At 51.6% G+C, this 19561-nt stretch carries 16 protein-coding genes; 10 read left to right on the top strand and 6 right to left on the bottom strand.

Annotation, left to right across the window (positions count from 1 at the left end):
• Nucleotides 1–36: 36 nt before the first annotated feature.
• The 4 genes from G5287_RS17370 (at nt 37) to G5287_RS17355 (ending at nt 7205) form a co-directional block, all read left to right on the top strand.
• Nucleotides 37–1011 (top strand): hypothetical protein, encoded by a 975-nt coding sequence (locus tag G5287_RS17370; RefSeq protein ID WP_227341960.1) that lies wholly within the window; start codon nt 37–39, stop codon nt 1009–1011.
• 377 nt (nt 1012–1388) lie between these two features.
• Nucleotides 1389–2411, top strand: coding sequence for an OmpA family protein (locus G5287_RS17365; protein ID WP_227341959.1), 1023 nt, complete (start codon nt 1389–1391; stop codon nt 2409–2411).
• A 617-nt stretch (nt 2412–3028) separates the two neighbouring features.
• Nucleotides 3029–3661, top strand: coding sequence for a response regulator transcription factor (locus G5287_RS17360; protein WP_227341958.1), 633 nt, complete (start codon nt 3029–3031; stop codon nt 3659–3661).
• A complete protein-coding gene (locus tag G5287_RS17355; protein ID WP_421231617.1) occupies nt 3648–7205 on the top strand; it encodes an ATP-binding protein in 3558 nt (1185 codons plus the stop codon). Before G5287_RS17360 ends, G5287_RS17355 begins: the two co-directional genes overlap by 14 nt.
• Nucleotides 7206–7814: 609 nt before the next feature.
• On the opposite strand, the gene G5287_RS17350 is transcribed toward G5287_RS17355, so the two are convergent.
• The gene (locus G5287_RS17350; RefSeq protein WP_227341956.1) at nt 7815–8657 is read right to left on the bottom strand and encodes a MurR/RpiR family transcriptional regulator; all 843 of its coding nucleotides are present in this window, start codon (nt 8655–8657) and stop codon (nt 7815–7817) included.
• A gap of 162 nt (nt 8658–8819) precedes the next feature.
• Between G5287_RS17350 and G5287_RS17345 the strand changes: the two genes are divergently transcribed.
• The 6 genes from G5287_RS17345 to G5287_RS17320 all read left to right on the top strand — a co-directional run bounded on the left by G5287_RS17345 (nt 8820) and on the right by G5287_RS17320 (nt 14833).
• The gene (locus G5287_RS17345) at nt 8820–10376 is read left to right on the top strand and encodes a PTS transporter subunit EIIC (RefSeq protein ID WP_227341955.1); all 1557 of its coding nucleotides are present in this window, start codon (nt 8820–8822) and stop codon (nt 10374–10376) included.
• Between the two features lie 8 nt (nt 10377–10384).
• Nucleotides 10385–11071: an N-acetylmannosamine-6-phosphate 2-epimerase gene (locus tag G5287_RS17340; protein ID WP_235699311.1), complete on the top strand. Its 687-nt coding sequence runs from the start codon at nt 10385–10387 to the stop codon at nt 11069–11071.
• A gap of 191 nt (nt 11072–11262) precedes the next feature.
• Nucleotides 11263–12129: a DMT family transporter gene (locus G5287_RS17335; protein WP_421231616.1), complete on the top strand. Its 867-nt coding sequence runs from the start codon at nt 11263–11265 to the stop codon at nt 12127–12129.
• Between the two features lie 258 nt (nt 12130–12387).
• A complete protein-coding gene (locus tag G5287_RS17330) occupies nt 12388–13206 on the top strand; it encodes a DUF3100 domain-containing protein (RefSeq protein WP_005358215.1) in 819 nt (272 codons plus the stop codon).
• Nucleotides 13203–13652, top strand: a complete 450-nt coding sequence (locus tag G5287_RS17325) for a hypothetical protein (protein ID WP_033114935.1) — start codon at nt 13203–13205, stop codon at nt 13650–13652. The genes G5287_RS17330 and G5287_RS17325 overlap by 4 nt, the downstream gene beginning before the upstream one ends.
• Entirely contained in the window at nt 13652–14833 is a 1182-nt protein-coding gene (locus tag G5287_RS17320) for a M20 metallopeptidase family protein (protein WP_227341952.1), read from the top strand. The genes G5287_RS17325 and G5287_RS17320 overlap by 1 nt, the downstream gene beginning before the upstream one ends.
• Nucleotides 14834–14923: 90 nt before the next feature.
• Here G5287_RS17320 and G5287_RS17315 read toward each other — a convergent pair whose 3' ends face one another.
• The 5 genes from G5287_RS17315 to G5287_RS17295 form a co-directional block, all read right to left on the bottom strand.
• On the bottom strand, nt 14924–15883 hold the full coding sequence (locus G5287_RS17315; protein WP_274160122.1) for a LysR substrate-binding domain-containing protein: 960 nt from the start codon (nt 15881–15883) through the stop codon (nt 14924–14926).
• A 135-nt stretch (nt 15884–16018) separates the two neighbouring features.
• Complete coding sequence (locus G5287_RS17310; RefSeq protein WP_421231615.1) at nt 16019–16645, bottom strand: LysE family translocator; 627 nt, start codon at nt 16643–16645, stop codon at nt 16019–16021.
• 104 nt (nt 16646–16749) lie between these two features.
• Nucleotides 16750–17244: an acetolactate synthase small subunit gene (ilvN, locus tag G5287_RS17305; RefSeq protein ID WP_005311605.1), complete on the bottom strand. Its 495-nt coding sequence runs from the start codon at nt 17242–17244 to the stop codon at nt 16750–16752.
• A complete protein-coding gene (locus G5287_RS17300; protein ID WP_227341950.1) occupies nt 17244–18962 on the bottom strand; it encodes an acetolactate synthase 3 large subunit in 1719 nt (572 codons plus the stop codon). The genes ilvN and G5287_RS17300 overlap by 1 nt, the downstream gene beginning before the upstream one ends.
• Before the next feature lie 389 nt (nt 18963–19351).
• Nucleotides 19352–19561, bottom strand: a 210-nt coding sequence (locus G5287_RS17295; RefSeq protein WP_421231614.1) for an integrase core domain-containing protein, incomplete at its 5' end; no start/stop codon positions are given.

Below are 19561 nucleotides of genomic sequence, written 5' to 3'. Positions count from 1 at the left end.
TACCAGCTAATGGAATTTCAAAAAGGTAATCTGTTCATGAGAAAAAAAATACTTACCGTGCTTAATATATTATTACTCGGCTTGTTGGTGAGTTATATCGCAGGCAATCGCGCATTTGCTATTGATAAAACGATGCCAATACACCAGATCGCTCCCAACTCTGTTCGCCCCGGAATGCAAAATGGTTATCCCGTTTTATTTGCAACACTTGAAAAAACTGGTAGCCAATCGTTAAAAGAGGCATGTGACAATGCGCGAAATACTATTTCCGGGACGGGCTCAGGCTATCAAAATGTTATTTACGCCCCACAATCCGGTGAATGTTATACCTATCCGACAGGGAAAGGCTATCGTTCTTTGCAATATATCATATATGAGAGAAATGTAGCCACTGGAGGGTATTCTCTTCAAGAAATGGCGAGTGACAACATAGCGAACGAGGAATCTAAAGGATTGCTTTCTTCGCTCACAGCACAGATGCAGAATGGCTCTTTTGATGTGATACTTACTAATGATATGCAGCTGAATCCACAAAAGTATGAGATGTGCTTGTCATGGCGGATGTCGAAGGTGGGAGCGTCTCATTTAAGTTCTGCGCGAAGTATTACTAGCTCATGCCAGCCATTGGAAACCGTTTTTGTTAAAAATGAGTGTGAATTTCACAATGTCACATTCAAATTCCCTGATGCTATCGCAAATAGTCAAATCCGTAGCATAACAGAGAACATGTATTACAGCTGCAAAAATGCAAATACTCCCATCAAATTGTCATGGAACGATTTCTCCTATGATTGTAATCAAACCGGCATAAAAATAAATAGCGGTACAGCCAACACTTGTGTCGAGGTAACAGCAAATAACAATATTATCAGACAAGCTAACACCCCAATATCCATGACTTTGCAAAACAAAACTGGTTATATACCATTTAGTGCAGCAATTCAAAACCAGCGTATCGCATCACCTGGCACATATACAGGCAGTCGGCAGCTACTCATTTCCTATGATTGAAAAATAGGTTATTTATCGGCATCATATTTACCAAAACACAATGAGTGTATGAGCCAGCCAGTCCGAGTAGGGGAACCAATAATATTCACGCCTGGGGACTGGCGTTGCCTTCATCTCCCCATTTTATTCTGGGCGTGGAATAAGTTAACGGCAACGGCAACGGCAACGGCAACGGCAACGGCAACGGCAACGGCAACGGCAACGGCAACGGCAACGGCAAGAATACTGCTCATTCAGCTGTATGACACCCCTACGCCAGACTCTGATTACAACGTATGCCGGGGAAAATTGTCTGCATAAAAATAGAAAATTAAAATGCAGAAACATAGATACTGAAATTAATTTGTTGATTCTTATTTAAACACCCAGGAACAACCATGAAAAAAACAAACTATGGCTACATGGTGGTAAAGCCACTCGCGCTGTTACTTGGTACGTATATTTTTTCTGTCGGTGCACAGGATTTTTATTATGGGGCAGGAGCCGGAATAAATCACTTTCATGAACTGGGTCAGTTTCAAGGGGGTAGGGACAGCAATACTGCTTCAGTGAACATGTTCGCAGGGTACAGTCTTAATGATTATCTCGGGGCGGAAGTTGGCTATTTTCATACAGGTCAAGGACGAGCCCAAGATCAGCCTTTGAGTAACCATGGCCTAGCGTACTCTATTTATGGCCAGGAAAAGCTCCATGGCAACCTCGCACTTCAGCTTGAAGCAGGCGGGGTATGGAGTCGAAGCAGAGGGTTTGGTGAGAGTGACAGTAAGATGGCACCACTGCTGGGCGCGGCACTCGTTTATCCTATCTCCGATGACTTATCTTTACGGACTAGATGGCGTCATATGCGTAATGTAAGTCATCTGGCAATTAATGCCGATGGGGACACATTCTCGCACAATCAGAATATCGCCACTTTGGAGCTGATTTATCGCCCTGTCATATCGAAACAGCCGCAGTCTGTTGTCGTTACAGATGAGGTGCAACAACCCCTCATAAATGAAGTAGAGCCCCACACCATAGCCATTCCCGATGTCCACTTTGATTTTTCAGTGAGCAATATGAATCCTTCAGGCCAGATCGCGTTGAAGGAGATAGCCAAACAGATTTTTGCCATGACCCTTGATGGAAAAATAGTGTCAGTGGTTGGGCATTCTGACAGGATAGGGGATGAGGCGTTTAACCTGAAACTTTCCACTGCACGAGCCAAGTCTGTCGCCGACTTTCTGTCCAGTGAAGGCGTACCTGTTGACGCCATGGTTTACAAAGGATTAGGAAGCCTGGAGCCAGCGAGTAATAATGGGTGCGATATAATGAAGAGTAAAAATGAACTGAAAACCTGTTTGGCGGCTGATCGGCGTGTGGAAATTCATATTACTGAGCGTGAACGCGCGGGTCTCTAATCACTCAATGGAGTAGGTTCACCAACTAGACTACGTTCTCAAACTGCTGGTTTTTTGTCCGAAATTAATTCCTGCGAATATAAAAGATAGAAAACCAGCATTGATAAATGCTGTAACGCTTCCCGCCAGCTTTCAAACGTCTTTATGGATAGGTGACACATCTGAAACCGTAATAGTAGCCACCAGTGAGCCAAACTGGCTCTATTCCTCGTCGCAAGAAAACCAGCGATGAAAAGGAGGCCACAAAATAATAGAGCTTGCTGATACAGAGTAAGGAAGGACTGGCTGGTTGATAGAAAATATCGAAAGCTCACTATCGTTTGTTCACAGAAAAATGTCGTGGTTAACTCTGCGGCCAGCAGGGAAAATCTCGTAGAGTAAATAAACATCATGGTATGTATGAACATAGTGCTCAAACTCAATACCATTGACCAGCCTGTAAGTATGCCCAAATAGTCTTCCATTTGAGACCTTAAAAGCCATGACTTACTGACTGATTTGGGCCACAATGACCTGAATCTGATATTATATTTAGCTTGTAGACAACTGATGCGACCATTGAAATACGTCATGGATAAACGCTACGCTTCCTTCCGCTTGACTGATTTGAGGTAGATATGAACAAGGTTGTGCGCTGTATTATCGTCGATGATCACCCAGCCATTCGCCTGGCATTACGCATGACGCTAACCAAAGCAGGTACCGAGGTTATTGCAGAAAGTGGCTCCGGAGATGAAGCATTACAGCTGATCCGCTCTCTGCAACCTGATATCGTGCTGCTGGATCTCGATCTGCCGGGCATCGACGGCCTTACGTTGTTGAACCGACTCAAATACTATGATCTTGCTTGCCGGGTGATTGTACTGTCTGCAATTAATAACGAACATCTGGCTGCTCGGGTGAGGGTTGCCGGTGGCCATGGCTATATACATAAATCAGAGTCACTGGAACAACTGCCAATGGTAATAAAACTGGTCAGTTCAGGTTATAGCTATTTCTCTGATCATGTCTTGGCTATCAGTGAAAAACACTATGGTGATAATAAAGAGGGCTCAATATTACGTTGCCTCTCCGAGCGGGAATTAACAGTATTCCGTCGCTTGGCTAAAGGTGAGAACAATAACCAGATCGCAGTGGATTTAGCCCTTAGCCCAAAGACGATAAGTACTTATAAAAGCAGAATTTTCGAAAAACTGGGTGTAACAACATTAGTTGAATTGATCGAGGTAGCACAGCGTGAAGGCGTCTAGCATCGTCTGTTGGTTTATGCTGCTAATATCCTCCGGGTTGTTTGCCGAGCAATTATCCTTGGGGCCACGCGCATTCTCTTACACCATGGATATTTATCTGAAAGATGATTTTCCTAATAGCTTTAAAGAGGCCCTTTCGGTCAGTCAAAAAAAATGGCTAACCGATAAAAAGGAGCTTAAGGTCGGTATTGTAGGTCCATTGACACCGCCATTTGAATTTATCACCTCAAAAAATAATTTTGAGGGAATGGCGGCTGATCTTCTTTCAATATTATCATTGTCAGCAGGAATAAAGCTGACTTTATTCTATTATGAGAATCAGTCAGATGCGTTACAGGCTATTGAAAAAAATGAAGTTGACATGCTTAACATCAACTCCATTCTACCAAGAAAAAATATAGAATTATCCAATTATGGCTGGCTTACCCATGAGGTTATCAATAGTGGACATGCCTATCTGATTGGTCCAGTCAATACGAGTTACTCCAATCTTAACAACTCAATTTTGGCCTATGAAAAAAATGCCTTTTGCCCTGTAGAGCTTAACAAAGAGTTTCCCAATGCTATATTGACTCCCTATGACAATGCATATTCTGCTTTTGACGCAGCTCTATTTGGTGATGCAGACTTCTTTGTCGGAAACAGGCTGGTATCTCGATATTTAAATGGCAGTCGCTTTGGCAACCTGGTGCTCAAGCAAAAATTGAGCATCAATAACAAACCTTCATCATTTTTCGTTGGAAAAAAGCAGAGCGAGTTGCTCAATATTCTTAATAAATTCTCAATGGAGTTTCAACGTTCCGGTCTTTATAGCACTTTAGATTTACGCTGGCGTGGGGGAGCAGGCTCAGAACCATTGGAATTATCTAACTTGATCAAACCGGAACATTATGCCGATCTGGTCAAGAGAGGGGTTCGTGTTGGTCTCATAAAAGATAACATGCCATTTTCATTTATTGATGAGAAGGGGCAGTGGCACGGTATAATTATAGATGTGCTGCAACATATCAGTTTTTTGACAAATTTGGAATTTACCGAAGTTGCATACAGCAAGTTTAACGATGCCGAAGTTGGTCTGCTAGAACATGAAGTAGATGTGATAGGCTCAATTCCTGTTCACTCAGCCAGAACCGATGTATTAACCTCTTTATATTACAATGCTGACGATATACTTGTTGTTATAGAGGCGGATATTACAGCCACTACTGAACACAATGTTTATGGGGTCAGTGATAGTAATTTCAATGAAGTTAAAAAATCGGCTTTGGGTGACTCAACAAAGAACACCTTTCTATTTTTTGATACTGATCTTGATGTAATCAGAAAATTTGAATCCGGTCAAATAGATCGGGCAATTGTCTCTATATATAGTGCAGAGTATTATCGCAAGATATCATCCAGACGTTTTCATATAACCCAAAGATTAAATGATGAGATCATTGAACGTGTCTTTGCGGTACGTCATGATGACCACGATTTGTTGGCATTAATAGATGGTGCATTATCCAATACCTCACCATCCTATCTCTCCAGCTTGGCCTACCAATGGCGATATGGGCCAAAGCCCAGGCTTGGATTTTATGCGCAATATGGCCATATTATCAGACCTGTGCTTTGGGTTATTGGGCCAATATTACTGATTTATCTGTATTACTCATATCGTTTGGCAAGAGCATTGCGCTTCAAGAAGCAAGCGGAAATGACTCTTTTTGCGCAATTGGATATGATGCAGCGATTTCTAGATGGCATTCCTCATCCCGTTGCATTATTGTCCAGTGATTTGGTTTGCATATATTGCAATAAAGCATTTTATGATGATTTTGGTAAATCAGATTTCTTCAATAAACATCTTTCCACTTTCGTGACTGAACCAGGTGAGTTGGTAGAAGTTTTAAGTGGTATTAATAGTGCAATCGAGACCTCTGAGGTTGTCGGTAGAGATTCGCATGTCACTATCGCTGGCAAGCGTCGAGAGATTCAAGAATGGTTTATTCCCTATAAGGATATGGACACCGGGGTCACAGGTGGATTCTGGGGATGGTTTGATGTGACATGGCGAACCCAAGCATATGCAAATGTACTCAATGCCAAGCATGAAGCCGAATTGGCTAACCAGGCCAAGTCAGAGTTTATCGCAACGATTAGTCATGAGATCAGGACGCCGATTAACATCATCAGTGGTTTCCTGGAGCTTTTTTATAAAACCAAATCGTTATCAGATAGTGATCGCGAGGATTTTGAATATGTCAGAAGCGCAGCTAATGGCTTGCTTGAATTGGTTGCCGACGTACTTGACATAACCAAGATAGAGTCTGGTTTGATGACGCTTGAAATACAGCCAACAGATATTAACAAACTGTTCCATGAAGCAGTCGAAGTGTTTTATAGCGTTGCTGAAGAAAAAGGGATTCAGATTCACGAAAATTATAGTTTCAATAACGTATGCGTCATCATGGTTGATCCACTTAGAGTACGACAAGTATTTTACAATGTATTGAGCAATGCGGTGAAATTTACTAATCATGGTAATGTTTCAATAAAAATTGATATTGAAGAGAGTGTCCTATCAGTTGCAGTGACTGATTCTGGCATAGGCATTTCAGCAGATAAGATATCTGACTTGTTTCAGCCATTTCGGCAGGCACATATTGATCCCGATCGACAAGGTTCAGGACTTGGCCTTAACATTTGCAAAAGGCTCTGCCAGTTGATGGGGGGAGATATCGCTATCGACAGCCAACCCGGTATAGGGACAACCGTGAGTTTCTCGTTACCTTACCAGCAAGCTGCAACATCTGCCATTGAGTTGCAGGCTGATGATGAGGTTTACCAGCCCAGAAAACCAGATAACCTGGAATTATATAAAATATTGATTATTGATGATCATCCGGTAAATCTTATCTTGTTGGAACGCCAGCTAATGTTGATCGGCTTTATGGTCATCAAAGCATCATCTGGTCAACAAGCTCTTGACTTACTCTCCCGAGAGCACATTGACGTAATTTTGACTGATTGCCAGATGCCGGGAATGGATGGATATGAACTCACTCGTAAAATTAGAGAATACGAGAAGAACCATCGGACCAATAAATACATTATTCTTGGCTTAACTGCTTCAGGGTTAAAACAGGACAGATTGAAAGCAATCAAGTCAGGAATGGATGATTGTTTTTTCAAACCTATAGATAGTAGCGGATTACAAAGAGCTATCATGCCCCATCTTGTTGTTCAAGATACAAATTCAGATATAGATGATTACTCTCTTGGTGAGGATTCTTCTACCGACCAAGCCTTACAACTATTGGTCAAAGAAACGTGCCTTCAAGACATTAAATTAGCATACGAATCTCTTGCTGATGCAGACTTAAAAGCCACATCGTCATTGATACATCGTATCAAAGGGGTTTATTTGATGCTCAAACACGATCAAATTGTCTCACTGTGCATGACGATTGAGCAGGAGTTGATTGGCGATCAAAATGTACAACTCATAGAGGAAAAAATACGTGAAATAGAATCTATTGTACGTAAAGGCGAGCTATAAATGACTGATGTCAGCAGTATCATTGTTACTGCTGACTCAAGTTACATAATATAATCTATTTATCTTCCACGTAATTAATTCAACTATAAAATTTTTTAATTCCAAGCTGATAATATTCACACTGGAGATAGTAGTTGATGGTATATCCACAAGGTTAAACAACCTAACCTTATCTACCAATAATATCCATACGTCCTTAACGCCTAACGAGAAAACTCTTTGTCTGATTACAACCTTAAAGCATGAAGATTGATTGTTATGCGTATCACAATTTATACATTTTTTAAATATTGCACACCAACTTTGATGATGAAGAAGACTTCAGCTTAACTGATTATTTTCACTACACTTCCGAAGTGTTATCTACCTTGATTGATAACTAAAATATGCATGCAGTTTATTAAAAACACTTCTGTATTTACTGCAAAGGATCTCTGTCACATATTTAATCAAGCACTAAAGTACCCGATTCTGTACAGCTCACCACAATAACTAATGCGCATACAAAAACATATTTTCCCAACTTGAAGAACTATCACCGACATAGGAGCGAGGGAGCAAGTTATCCCGCGACCTGTTTGGTCTGACCGATGGGTCGCGGGCTGAATATCAAATAAGCCAAGGCAGTGTTGCTTTGGCACTTTCAGAGATCGCAGTCCCCAATTCGGGTCGATTTTCCAATAGTTGTTGGCTCAGCAGTTCGATCACCAGCATAACGCTGATCTTGGAGTGAAAGGATCCCGCAGTCAGAGGTCCTTCCGGCTTTGCGGCTACCAACAATTGATCGGCCAGTGTAGCAAGCGGGCTGCGACTGGTGTTGCTGAGCACAATCACGCTGGCACCATGCTCTTGGGCCAGCTGTACCACATGCAGCAAATCTTTGGTCGAGCCCGAGCTGGAGACTGCTATCACCACATCCTCCGGTCCCAGGCTGGTTGCATTCATTGCGGCGCGGTGCATATCGCTGAATTGCTGGGCGGATATGCCCATACGCAACAATCGATAGGCCAGATACTCCCCGATGATGGCACTCGCGGCTACACCATAGATCTGGATCTGACAAGCCTTCTCCAGCAACGCAGCACTTTGTATGAGTGCCTGCTGACTGACCAGAGCACCGGTATCACGCAAAGCAGCCACACTCTCCTCAACCAGGGTACTGAATGCACCAGCTGCTGATGCCTGAGGTTGGCTGGCTTGTTCCTGCTGGGTTTCCAAAGCCAGGGCCATTTTGAATTCGGTATAGCCACGACAACCCACACCACGACAGAGCCGAGTCACACTGGCTTCGCTGGTGCCACTCTCACGGGCAAGCTCGGTAATAGTCAGGTAGAGCACGCGCTGGGGTTGTTCCAGCACGAATTGCCCCAACCGCTGCAGGGTCTGGCTGTATGTGGCGAGTTGATGACGAAGCAGCAAGAGAACACGTGGTGTTTCTACAGGTTGATTCAATGGAAACTCCTTTGGAGGGGAGAGGATTCAAACTGCCATGATTTTAACGCGATTCACGCTATGAATGTGAGAGCGGTCACGACATAAAAATAATTATCATGACTTTGACTCATTAATGGCAAAAATTACCACCAACATCATTCACTCGTGGAGATTTTTATCATGTCACAGCCCGAGAAGACGGGAAGCAGCCCGTTTTTCGAAAAGGCACAGCGTTTTGGCAAATCATTTATGTTGCCCATCGCCGTCTTGCCTGCTGCTGGTTTGTTACTGGGAATTGGTGGCTCGCTCTCCAATCCGAACACGCTCGTTGCTTACCCATTCCTGGATGTGCCCTGGTTACAGGGACTGTTTATGTTGATGACCGATGCCGGGGCCATTGTGTTTGCCAACCTGGCAGTGCTGTTTGCCGTGGGGGTTGCTGTGGGGCTGGCCCGCTCTGACAAGGGGACTGCCGGTCTCTCTGCGTTGCTTGCCTATCTGGTAATGAATGCCAGCATCAGCACCTTGCTCAAGCTCTCCGATACCCTGGCGAGCGGCAATCTGGGAGCGGCAGGTCAAGGGATGGCGCTCGGGATCCAGACGCTGGAGACCGGCGTATTCGGTGGCGTGGTGGTCGGACTGATGAGCTATTGGCTGCACAGCCGCTACAACAAGGTGCAACTGCCGCAGTTTTTGGGCTTTTTTGGCGGTTCCCGTTTTGTGCCTATCGTCTGTTCACTCGCCGCTATTTTGCTGGGGTGTGTCATGTATGTGGTCTGGCCCCATTTCCAGAAGCTGATCTTCGGGATGGGTGGGCTGGTCGATGCCACAGGTTATCTTGGTACCTTCATCTACGGCTTTGTGCTGCGGATGCTCGGTCCATTTGGTCTGCACCATATCTTCTATCTCCCGTTCTGGACCACCGCACTGGGTGGCAGCGAGCTGATCAACGGTCATCTGGTGGAAGGAACCCAGCGCATCTTCTTCGCGCAGCTGGCTGATCCCAACACGGCCCAGTTCTATGAGGGTACCGCCCGCTTCATGGCTGGCCGATTCATCACAATGATGTTTGGTCTACTTGGCGCGAGTCTGGCGATTTATCACTGCGCTCGGCCCGAGAACAAGAAGCGGGTGGCTGGCCTGCTCATTTCGGCTGCACTGACTTCATTCTTGACAGGGATCACCGAACCTATCGAGTTTTCATTCCTGTTTATTGCACCACCGCTCTATGTGCTGCACGCCTTCTTCGACGGTCTGGCATTCATGCTGGCGCACATGCTTCACATCACTATCGGGCAGACCTTCTCTGGTGGTTTTATCGACTTCGTGCTGTTTGGTGTGCTGCAAGGCCAGGCTAAAACCAACTGGATGCTGGTTCCGTTGGTGGGCATTCCCTGGTTCTGCCTCTACTACATTTCGTTCCGTTTCATGATCCAACGCTTCAAGTTCAAAACACCGGGACGCGAAGATCAGCAGGAAGAAACCACGGACGCTGTCGGCGCCGAGCGTGCCAAAGCCATCGTCATCGGGCTTGGCGGCGCGACCAACATCAAGGATGTGGATTGTTGTGCGACCCGGCTGCGCGTCTCCGTACATACCGGCGAAAGCGTCAGTGAAGGGCTGTTAAAGCAGACCGGTGCACTTGCGGTGATCACCAAGGGCAATGGTATCCAGGTTATCTATGGCCCACATGTCACCATTATCAAGAACGAGATCGAGGAGTTATTGGGAGCATGAGTTGTACAATGCTGAACAAGATCAAAGGAAAGTTAATCGTTTCCTGTCAGGCGCTGGAAGATGAGCCGCTTCATAGTGACTTCATCATGGGCAAGATGGCACTGGCGGCAGCCCGTGGTGGCGCCAGTGCCATCCGGGCAAACAGCGTGGTGGATATCAAGGCGATTAAACAAGAGGTCTCATTGCCTGTGATTGGGCTCCTCAAACGGGATTATCCCGATTCTGATGTCTATATCACCGCAACCATGCGGGAAGTGGACGAGCTGATGGCCGCTGAGCCCGAGATGATTGCGCTTGATGCGACGCTCCATCAACGCCCCTGCGGGCAGACATTAGCGCAGATGGTGGAGACAATTCGCGCACGCTATCCACAGTTAATGTTGATGGCAGACATCGCAACCGTGGAAGAAGCTCTGCATGCAGAGCAGTTGGGTTTTGACTGCATCGGCACGACGCTTCATGGTTACACAGCCGAGACTCGGGGCCACAAGCTTTATGACAATGATTTTGCCTTTCTGCGCTCTGTGCTTGAGGTGGTCAATAAGCCTGTGATTGCGGAAGGGAACGTCAATACCCCACAAATGGCAGCCCGTTGCTTGCAGTTAGGGGCTCATGCCGTCGTTGTTGGCGGCGCAATTACTCGCCCGCAACAGATCACCGAGCGCTTTATCGATGCAATCGGATCGTCGTTGTAGTGAGCTTCATACATGGTTGGGGATGGTCGGGCATCCTTGATGGCCCCCCCGATGCGCCTTTGTTTAAAGACGGCCTGATGCTAGGACGTTGAGCCGCGATGGCGGTTCAAGGCAGATGCGAAAGGCGCCAGGTAGCAATACCTGGCGCCTTTCCTTTATGCTCTCCCCTCCATTTCACCATGACGACCCCGATGAACCGCACTCCCCTGCTGCTGATGGTACTGGTCACCCTGCTGGCCGCCGCCGGCTGGCTCTTCTCGAAAGAGGCGATCAGCGAACTGCCGCCCGCCGCCTTTATCGGCAGCCGCTTCCTGCTGGCCGCCCTGCTTTTGCTCCCCCTGGCCTGGTTGCGCGAGCCACCGCCGAGCCGAGCCCAGATGTTGCGCGCTGCCGGTTGTGGCACCCTGCTCGGTGCCAGCCTGCTGCTGTGGGTCACCGCCATCAGCCAGAGCGATGCGCTCGGCAGCGGCGCCTTTATCATGAGCGTTGCGACCCTGATGGCCCCACTGGCCGCCTGGGCAGCCTTTCGGGCCAAACCCGGCCGCCACTACTGGCTCACCCTGCCCATCGCTATCGCCGGTTTGCTGCTGCTCTCCAGCAGTACCCACTGGGGCGTGTCGCTCTCGCTGTTCTGGTTTCTGGCGGCGGCCACCACTCTCGGTATCCAGCTTGCCGTCCATCGCCACTTTGCCCAATCCATCGCCCCCACCTGGCTCACTTGCATCCAGCTGGCGATGACCGGTCTGCTCGGCACCCTGCTCTTCCTGCTGACCGAGCAGTGGCCCGAGGCCGGTGTCAGTCACAGTATCTGGGGCTGGTTTGCGGCGAGCGTCTTGATCGCCACCACATTGCGCTACTGGCTGCTCACTCATGCGTTGAGCAAGATGACTACCGCTCACGCCGCCCTGATGATGCTGTTGGAACCGGTCTGGACCCTGATCCTGAGCACCCTCTTCTATGGCGAGCCGCTCGGCGGCGCCAAACTGGCTGGAGCCGGACTGGTGCTCTACCAACTACCCCTGCTGCTGCGCAGTGCACGGCTCAAAACGCCCGTCTGATACGCGTCACCGCCCTGCAGGGCGGTGTCACCATCTCCCTCCTGTTTGCGTATCTTGTCCTGCCAATGCTGACATTCTGTTAACGGCATTTAACCCTTGGTATCCATAGGGTTAAAGGGCATACCCCATGAAAAAATGCCATATGGCCAGCTTGATGAAGGTCACATTCCTCCCCCGCGACCCTCCCTATGATGCCCCCATCATCGGTCTGGACAATCCTGACGATGGCCACACATGGGAATAACAAGAGAAAAAACTATGCAGCAAACCAGCCCCCTCAAGACGGTCACGGTCAGCATATTGGCAACCGCCATGCTGATCTTTGTGGCCCAGTACCTGATAGGTAAACAGGAGATCAAGATCGGCATTGCCATCATCCCGATCCTGCCGATGCTCTTTGCCGTCATCATCGGCATGATTGTCTCCGCCAAACCGGTCAAGGATCGCATCCCCGGCTGGAAGAGTCTCTTCACCGAAAAAGAAGAGGGCTTCTGCGGCAAGATGGTGGGCTTCAGCCTGCTGATCCTGGGCACCCAGTATGCGGGGATGATCATCCCCAACCTGAAGATGATCCTGAGCGTCGGCGTACCGCTGTTCCTGCAGGAGATTGGCAATCTGCTGCCGATCCTGATCGCCATCCCGCTGGCGGTGAAGTTCGGCTTTGGCCGCCGCGCCATCGGGGCCTGCTCCTCCATCAGCCGTGAGCCGTCCGTCGCAGTGATTCAGGGCAAGTTCGGCACCGGCTCTCAGGAGTACATCGGCGTGCTGGCCATCTACCTGTGCGGCTCCGTCATCGGCACCCTCTGGTTCAGCGTGCTGGGCAGTATCGCCCCGCTCACCGGTCTGCACCCGCTGGCGCTGGCTGCAGGCTCCGGTGTGGGCTCAGGCTCCATGCTGAGTGCCGCCTCCGGCGCCCTGATCAACGGTCTCGACGAAGCGCTGGCTCAGCAGGTGCTGAGTATCGCGGCAGCCTCGAACCTGCTCTCATCTGCCCTCGGCGCTCTCTCCCTCACCTATCTGGGTCTGCCGCTCGCTGAAAAAATCTATGCCCTGACTGCCAAAGGAGAGAAAGCATGAAAAGCATCGTAATGGATATGCGGTTTGTCTTTCTGGCGATCCTGCTGGCCATGTTCACCCAGACCCTGACCACCGGCACCCCGCTCTGGCTGATGGGTGACAGCTTCATCGCCATGTCGCTGGTGGTGTTCGCTTCGCTGATTGCCAAGCGCTATCTGCCCTCCTCCCTGCCGGCGTTTGCCTATGCCACCATCATCGGCATTCTCATCTGCCTGCCGGAGACCCCGGTGCGCGGTCTCTTTATCGACGCAGTTGCCAAGATCTCCTTCCTCTCCTGCTGCGTACCGCTGCTGGCTTTTGCCGGTCTCTCGGTGGGCGGTCAGCTGGAAGAGCTGAAGAAGATGTCCTGGAAAGTGATCCTGATCTTCATGATCGTCTCCACCTGCTGCTTCTTCGGCGCCTCGCTGGTGGCCCAACTCGGCTTCTCCATTCAAGGGATCATCTGATGAACAACATTCACATTGAACCGGCCCTGCTGGCCCTGCGCGACTTCAGTCAGGAAGTGCGCCACCATCTGCACACCATTCCGGAGGCCTCCGGCGTCGAGTTCAAGACCTCGGCCTACTGCCGCGAGCTGATGGCAGGCTTTGGCTACCGCCTCACCGACTACCCGGGCTTCACCGGTTTTCACGGCGATCTGGTGGTTGATCCTGTGCTGCCGACCATCGCCTTCCGGGCCGACATGGATGGCCTCGAGATGCACGACATGAGCGACGTTGCGTTCAAGTCGACCCACAAGGGAATGGCTCACAACTGCGGTCACGACTCCCATATGGCGATCGCCCTGACCGCAGCCAAATTCCTTTCCGAACAGCGCTCCCGCCTACAGTACAACGTCCGCTTTATCTTCCAGATGGCGGAAGAGGACATGCGGGTGCCGGGCGCCGAGAAGATGGTTGAACTGGGCTGCATGAAGGGGGTGGACGAGGTCTATGCCCTCCATAACGACGGCGCCATGGAGACCGGCACCATCAAGTTCAACCACGGTGTGATGTCCTCCTGGGGCTCCGCCTGGACGCTGGATGTGCACGGTATCTCCGCCCACGGCTCCACCCCCCACAAGGGGCTGGATGCCATCCGCGAAGCGGTACGGATCATCGAGGATATGGACTATATCGTCGCCAAGCGCACCAGTCCGTTCAGCCCGGCGGTGTTTGGCTGCGGCATGATCAACGGCGGCACCATCCCCAACGCCATCGCCGACCATGTGCAGGCGCGCGGCACCATCCGTGCCATGGATGCCGAGACCGACCAGATCCTGAAGCACAGCTTCAAGGAGATCGTGGCCCAGAGCGAACTGCGCGGCTTCAAGACCAAAATGGTCTATGCCGGGTATCCGGCGGTGGAGAACCACGCCGATGCCTGCGCCCGCCTGCTGCAAGCGGCCGCCGACGTATTGCCCTCTGAGGGGATCAACGCTCAAGGTCAGCCGATGACCGGCAGCGAAGATTTCAGCTATATGGTCAACGCCTGCCGTGGCCGCAAGGGGGCCATGTTCTTCCTCGGCAGCGGCTGTCAGGCCAAGGGGATCTGCAACTATCTGCATGCAAACCCCTACTACCTCGATGACGACTGCCTGCTGGTCGGAGCCCAGATCTTTATCAATCTGGCGACCCGCAGCGCTTAATCCCGCATACCGATAAAACCAGAAGAGAGGCCAAGGCCTCTCTTTTTTTGTCTCTGTATTTTTGCTCTGTGTACGACAAACAACCCGCGGCTAGAGCCACGGCAACTCCACCATATTGGCGGCGGGAGGCTGGTTGATTAGGTGCAGTTGCACCGTTTCCCGGCTGATATGGGGGGCGTAGAGGTGGATAAAGTCGTACATATAGTCGCGCAGGTGGGCATGCTTGCGCAGGCAGATATGGGTAGCGCTCGAGGCGATCAGGTGGTCGATGTTGAGGCTCACCAGATCCTCCCGATCCCCCTCGTCGAAGGCCACGCTGGCAATCACCCCGACCCCCATCCCGAGCCGGACGTAGTGCTTGATCACATCGGTATCGGTGGCGGTCAGCACGGTTTTCGGCGACAGGCCGTGGCGGCTGAAAGCCTTGTCCATCTTGGATCGGCCGGTAAAGCCGAACACATAGGTGATGAGGGGATAGCGAGCCAGATCGGCCATCGACAGCGGCTGACAGTCGATCAGCGGATGACCGTGGGGCACCACCACGCTACGTCCCCAGCGATAACAGGGCACCGCGGCCAGCTCATCGAACAGATACATGGATTCGGTGGCGATCGCCATATCTACATCGCCGCTTTGCACCATCTGAGCCAGTTGGGCAGGTGCCCCCTGATGGAGCTGGATCGCCACATCGGGATAACGACGGCTGAACTCGGTGATCACCGCTGGCAGCTTGTAGCGCGCCTGGGTGTGGGTGGTGGCTATGCGCAGCACCCCGCTGGTGGCCAGTTGCTCCCCGAGCGACAGCTGGTTGATCTGCTCCACCTGCGCCACCACCCCCTTGGCCAACTCCATCACCTGCTCGCCTGCGCTGGTCAAGCCGACCAGATTCTTCCCCTTGCGGGTAAAGAGGGCGAGCCCCAGCTCATCTTCCAGCATCTTCATCTGCTTGCTGAGGGTCGGCTGGGAGGTATAGAGCTTCTCCGCCGTCGCCGAGATGTTGAAGTTGTTCTTCACGATCTCGGTAAAGTTCTTGAGCCGGGCGATGTTCATCTGGGCAAGGGATCTCGCTGCTGCGGCCAGTGGGGCTGGCCTGAAAAAGAGGGAGCGGGGCTGGCCCCGCAGCTAACCGCCGACCATACCACAGCGCGGCGCACGATAATCTGCCTCAGGTCAGAAAGCGGCGAGCTAGTCGCCGGCGAGCTTGATCCCGAGTCCGACAAACAGGGTGCCGATGCCCCGGTTGAGCCAGCGGCCGAGACGCTGTGACAACCGTACCCTGTGGCTGGCATAGACGGTGGTAAAGACCAGCAGGTGACACCAGATGATACCGCCCAGATTGAAGATGCAGCCGAGCAGGATAAAGGCGAACGCCTTGTCGGGGGCATCCGGTGCAATGAACTGGGGTACGAAGGCGAGGAAAAAGAGTGCCACCTTGGGATTGAGAACATTGGTCAGCACCCCCTGCCGGTAAATCTGGCCATAGGAGAGGGCTGGCAGGGTGGCCCCTCTCTCCATAGCACCCGTTGCCTGCTGGCGCAGCAGGGAGAACCCCAGATAGATGAGGTAGATGGCGCCAGCCAGCTTGATAAGGGCAAACAGCTCGGCCGACGCGCTAAGCAGGGCCGACAGACCGAGGGCCGCCGCCAACACATGCACCATGACACCGGTGCCGATGCCAAGGGTCGCGACCGAACCGGCACGCCACCCTTGCGAGCCGCTGCGCAGCATGACCAGAAGGGAGTCCGGCCCCGGCATGATATTGAGCAGCAACCCCGAGACCATAAACAGTGCAAGATCATGAATACCGAACATCACCCCTCCCCTCGTAAAGAAAAACCAAACAAAAAGGGCTCCGCAGAGCCCTCTTTCCTTTCACTCTGCGGCAGCTGACGCATCATCAGCTATCCCGCCAGCCATCAGGGCCGCAGCGCCTTGTCCGCCCGCGAGATGCCGCAGACACCGGAGCGCACCACTTCGATGATCTCGTTGGTCTGGGCGGCAGTCTTGATAAAGGCATCCAGCTTCTCGCTGGTGCCCACCAGCTGTACCGTGTACTGCTCGGGGGTGACGTCGACGATCTGGCCACGGAAGATATCCGCCAACCGTTTCAGCTCATCACGGGCCCCACCAGCGGCACGCGCCTTGACCAGCGCGATCTCCCGCTCGATATGCTCCCCTTCACTCAGATCGCACACCTTGAGCACATCCACCAGCTTGTGCAGCTGCTTCTGGATCTGCTCCAGCACCCGCTCGTCACCCATGGTGACGATGGTCATGCGTGACAGGGTGGGATCCTCGGTCGGCGCTACCGTCAGGGTCTCGATGTTGTAGCCACGCTGGGAGAAGAGACCCACCACGCGGCTCAGGGCGCCGGATTCGTTCTCCAGCAGTACTGAAATGATGTGTCTCATCAGGTTCTCTCCGTCTTGCTCAGCCACATCTCATCCATGGCGCCAAACTTGATCTGCATCGGATAGACGTGCTCATCCGGGTCGACCGAGATATCCATGAACACCAGCCGATCCTTCATGGCGAAGGCCTTCTCCATGGCGCTCTCCAGCTCGGCCGGATCGCTCACCGCGATGCCGACGTGGCCGTAGGCTTCCGCCAGTTTGACGAAGTCCGGCAGGGACTCCATGTAGGAGTGGCTGTGACGGCCGCCGTAGAACATCTTCTGCCACTGCTTGACCATGCCCAGCGCACGGTTGTTGATGGAGATGATCTTGATGGGCACCCCGTACTGCATGCAGGTAGAGAGCTCCTGAATATTCATCTGCACCGAGCCGTCGCCGGTGACGCAGCAGACCACCGCATCCGGGTTGGCAAACTGGGCCCCCATGGCGGCCGGAATGCCGAATCCCATAGTGCCGAGGCCCCCCGAGTTTATCCACTGGCGCGGTTTGGCAAACGGGTAGTAGAGGGCAGCAAACATCTGGTGCTGGCCCACGTCGGAGGCAACGAACGCCTGACCCTGAGTCACCTTGTAGAGGGTCTCGATCACCTGTTGCGGCTTGATCTGGGTGGACGATTTTTCGTAGGCTAGACAGTGACGGGAGCGCCACTGATTGATCTGGTTCCACCAGTCCGCCAGCGCCTCCTTGTCGTTATCGAAGCCACACTCGCGGATCACTTCCAGCATCTGCTCCAGCACGGTTTCCACCGAGCCGACGATAGGCACATGGGCCTGCACCGTCTTGGAGATGGAGGTGGGGTCGATATCGATATGGACCACGGTCGCATTGGGGCAGAACTTGGCCACGTTGTTGGTGACGCGGTCATCGAAGCGGGCACCCACGGCAAAGATGAGATCCGCGTTGTGCATGGTCTTGTTGGCTTCGAAGGTGCCGTGCATCCCCAGCATGCCGATAAATTGCGGATGGACACCGGAGAAAGCCCCCAGCCCCATCAGGGTGGTGGTCACCGGCAGGTTCAGCAGCTCCGCCAGCTTGGTCACCAGATGGTCCGCATTGGCGTTGATAGCGCCGCCGCCCACGTACATCACCGGGCGCTGGGCTTCTACCAGCAGCTTGGCAGCCCGCTTGATCTGGCCCTTGTGACCGGATTTGGTCGGGTTGTAGGAGCGCAGGGAGACCGTCTCGGGATACTGGTAGGGGAATTTTTCTTTCGGGTTCTGCACATCTTTGGGCAGATCCACCACCACCGGCCCCGGGCGGCCGCTGGCTGCAATGTAGTAGGCCTTCTTGATGGCCTCAGGGATATCGCTCGCCTTCTTGCACAGGAAGCTGTGCTTCACCACCGGGCGGGAGATACCGATCATGTCGGTCTCCTGGAACGCATCCTCACCGATCATGCTGGTCGGCACCTGGCCGGAGAGGATCACCAGCGGAATGGAATCCATATAGGCGGTGGCAATACCGGTAATGCAGTTGGTCGCTCCCGGGCCTGACGTTACCAGCACTGTCCCCACCTTGCCGGTGGAACGGGCGTAACCGTCAGCCATGTGAACCGCGGCTTGCTCGTGCCGCACCAAGACATGCTCCATCTTGCCGTTTTCGAAGAGAGCGTCATAGATGTCGAGCACTGAGCCACCAGGGTAGCCGAAGACGTGCTCAACTCCCTGATCTTCCAGCGCTCTAACCACCATCTGGGCGCCTGATAACATCTCCATGATAAAGCCCTCCAGGCTTTGCTCCGTTTAGCGAATCCCGCCGACGATGCCGTGCTTCCCGGCACAGCCCGATCCGTTTCTTGTTGTTATCTGAATGCAGATCGGTCCAATTCAGCCCCGTCGACAGTAGAAAAAAAGGATTTTTCCGTCATTCACCCGAAAATAGGGTGAAAAACCAACTTAACCCGCTTCATAACGCTTGTCCACGGCTTTATCTGACCAGAACAGTCATACATTTCAACCGGCTATTAACATTCAATGACTTGCCGCAGCGACCATGAGACAAAAGGGAAGGAAGTCGGGGAATGGCCAGCGGATCATTCCGCTGAGGGGAAAAACATGTCTAGTCCTGAAATAGGTTTACACATTTTCAACTAGCATTTTTCTACTCAAAACCCTCTATGTACCGCATCGGGGGTTCTGTATTTCAACGCATGATGCGGCCGCTCCGCGTTGTAAATATCCACTGCCTCACGCACCATCTCCCGCGCTTGCGCCAAATCCTGCGGGCTTTGCAACAATAACTCTCCTTTCAAAATCCCGTTCACCCGCTCCGCCAACGCATTCTGGTAACAGTCATACCCATCCGTCATCGAGCA

It is taken from the genome of Aeromonas sp. 603079, assembly GCF_049172135.1.
GTDB classification, from domain to species: domain Bacteria; phylum Pseudomonadota; class Gammaproteobacteria; order Enterobacterales; family Aeromonadaceae; genus Aeromonas; species Aeromonas veronii.
Note: the sequence above shows the minus strand (reverse complement) of the source record. Positions and strands in the feature narration are given on the sequence as shown.

Coding starts and splice junctions, on each gene's coding strand:
- G5287_RS17370 (WP_227341960.1), top strand. CDS start 37: ATGAGAAAAAAAATACTTACCGTGCTTAATATATTATTACTCGGCTTG.
- G5287_RS17365 (WP_227341959.1), top strand. CDS start 1,389: ATGAAAAAAACAAACTATGGCTACATGGTGGTAAAGCCACTCGCGCTG.
- G5287_RS17360 (WP_227341958.1), top strand. CDS start 3,029: ATGAACAAGGTTGTGCGCTGTATTATCGTCGATGATCACCCAGCCATT.
- G5287_RS17345 (WP_227341955.1), top strand. CDS start 8,820: ATGTCACAGCCCGAGAAGACGGGAAGCAGCCCGTTTTTCGAAAAGGCA.
- G5287_RS17340 (WP_235699311.1), top strand. CDS start 10,385: ATGCTGAACAAGATCAAAGGAAAGTTAATCGTTTCCTGTCAGGCGCTG.
- G5287_RS17335 (WP_421231616.1), top strand. CDS start 11,263: ATGAACCGCACTCCCCTGCTGCTGATGGTACTGGTCACCCTGCTGGCC.
- G5287_RS17330 (WP_005358215.1), top strand. CDS start 12,388: ATGCAGCAAACCAGCCCCCTCAAGACGGTCACGGTCAGCATATTGGCA.
- G5287_RS17325 (WP_033114935.1), top strand. CDS start 13,203: ATGAAAAGCATCGTAATGGATATGCGGTTTGTCTTTCTGGCGATCCTG.
- G5287_RS17320 (WP_227341952.1), top strand. CDS start 13,652: ATGAACAACATTCACATTGAACCGGCCCTGCTGGCCCTGCGCGACTTC.
- G5287_RS17315 (WP_274160122.1), bottom strand. CDS start 15,883: ATGAACATCGCCCGGCTCAAGAACTTTACCGAGATCGTGAAGAACAAC.
- G5287_RS17310 (WP_421231615.1), bottom strand. CDS start 16,645: ATGTTCGGTATTCATGATCTTGCACTGTTTATGGTCTCGGGGTTGCTG.
- ilvN (WP_005311605.1), bottom strand. CDS start 17,244: ATGAGACACATCATTTCAGTACTGCTGGAGAACGAATCCGGCGCCCTG.
- G5287_RS17300 (WP_227341950.1), bottom strand. CDS start 18,962: ATGGAGATGTTATCAGGCGCCCAGATGGTGGTTAGAGCGCTGGAAGAT.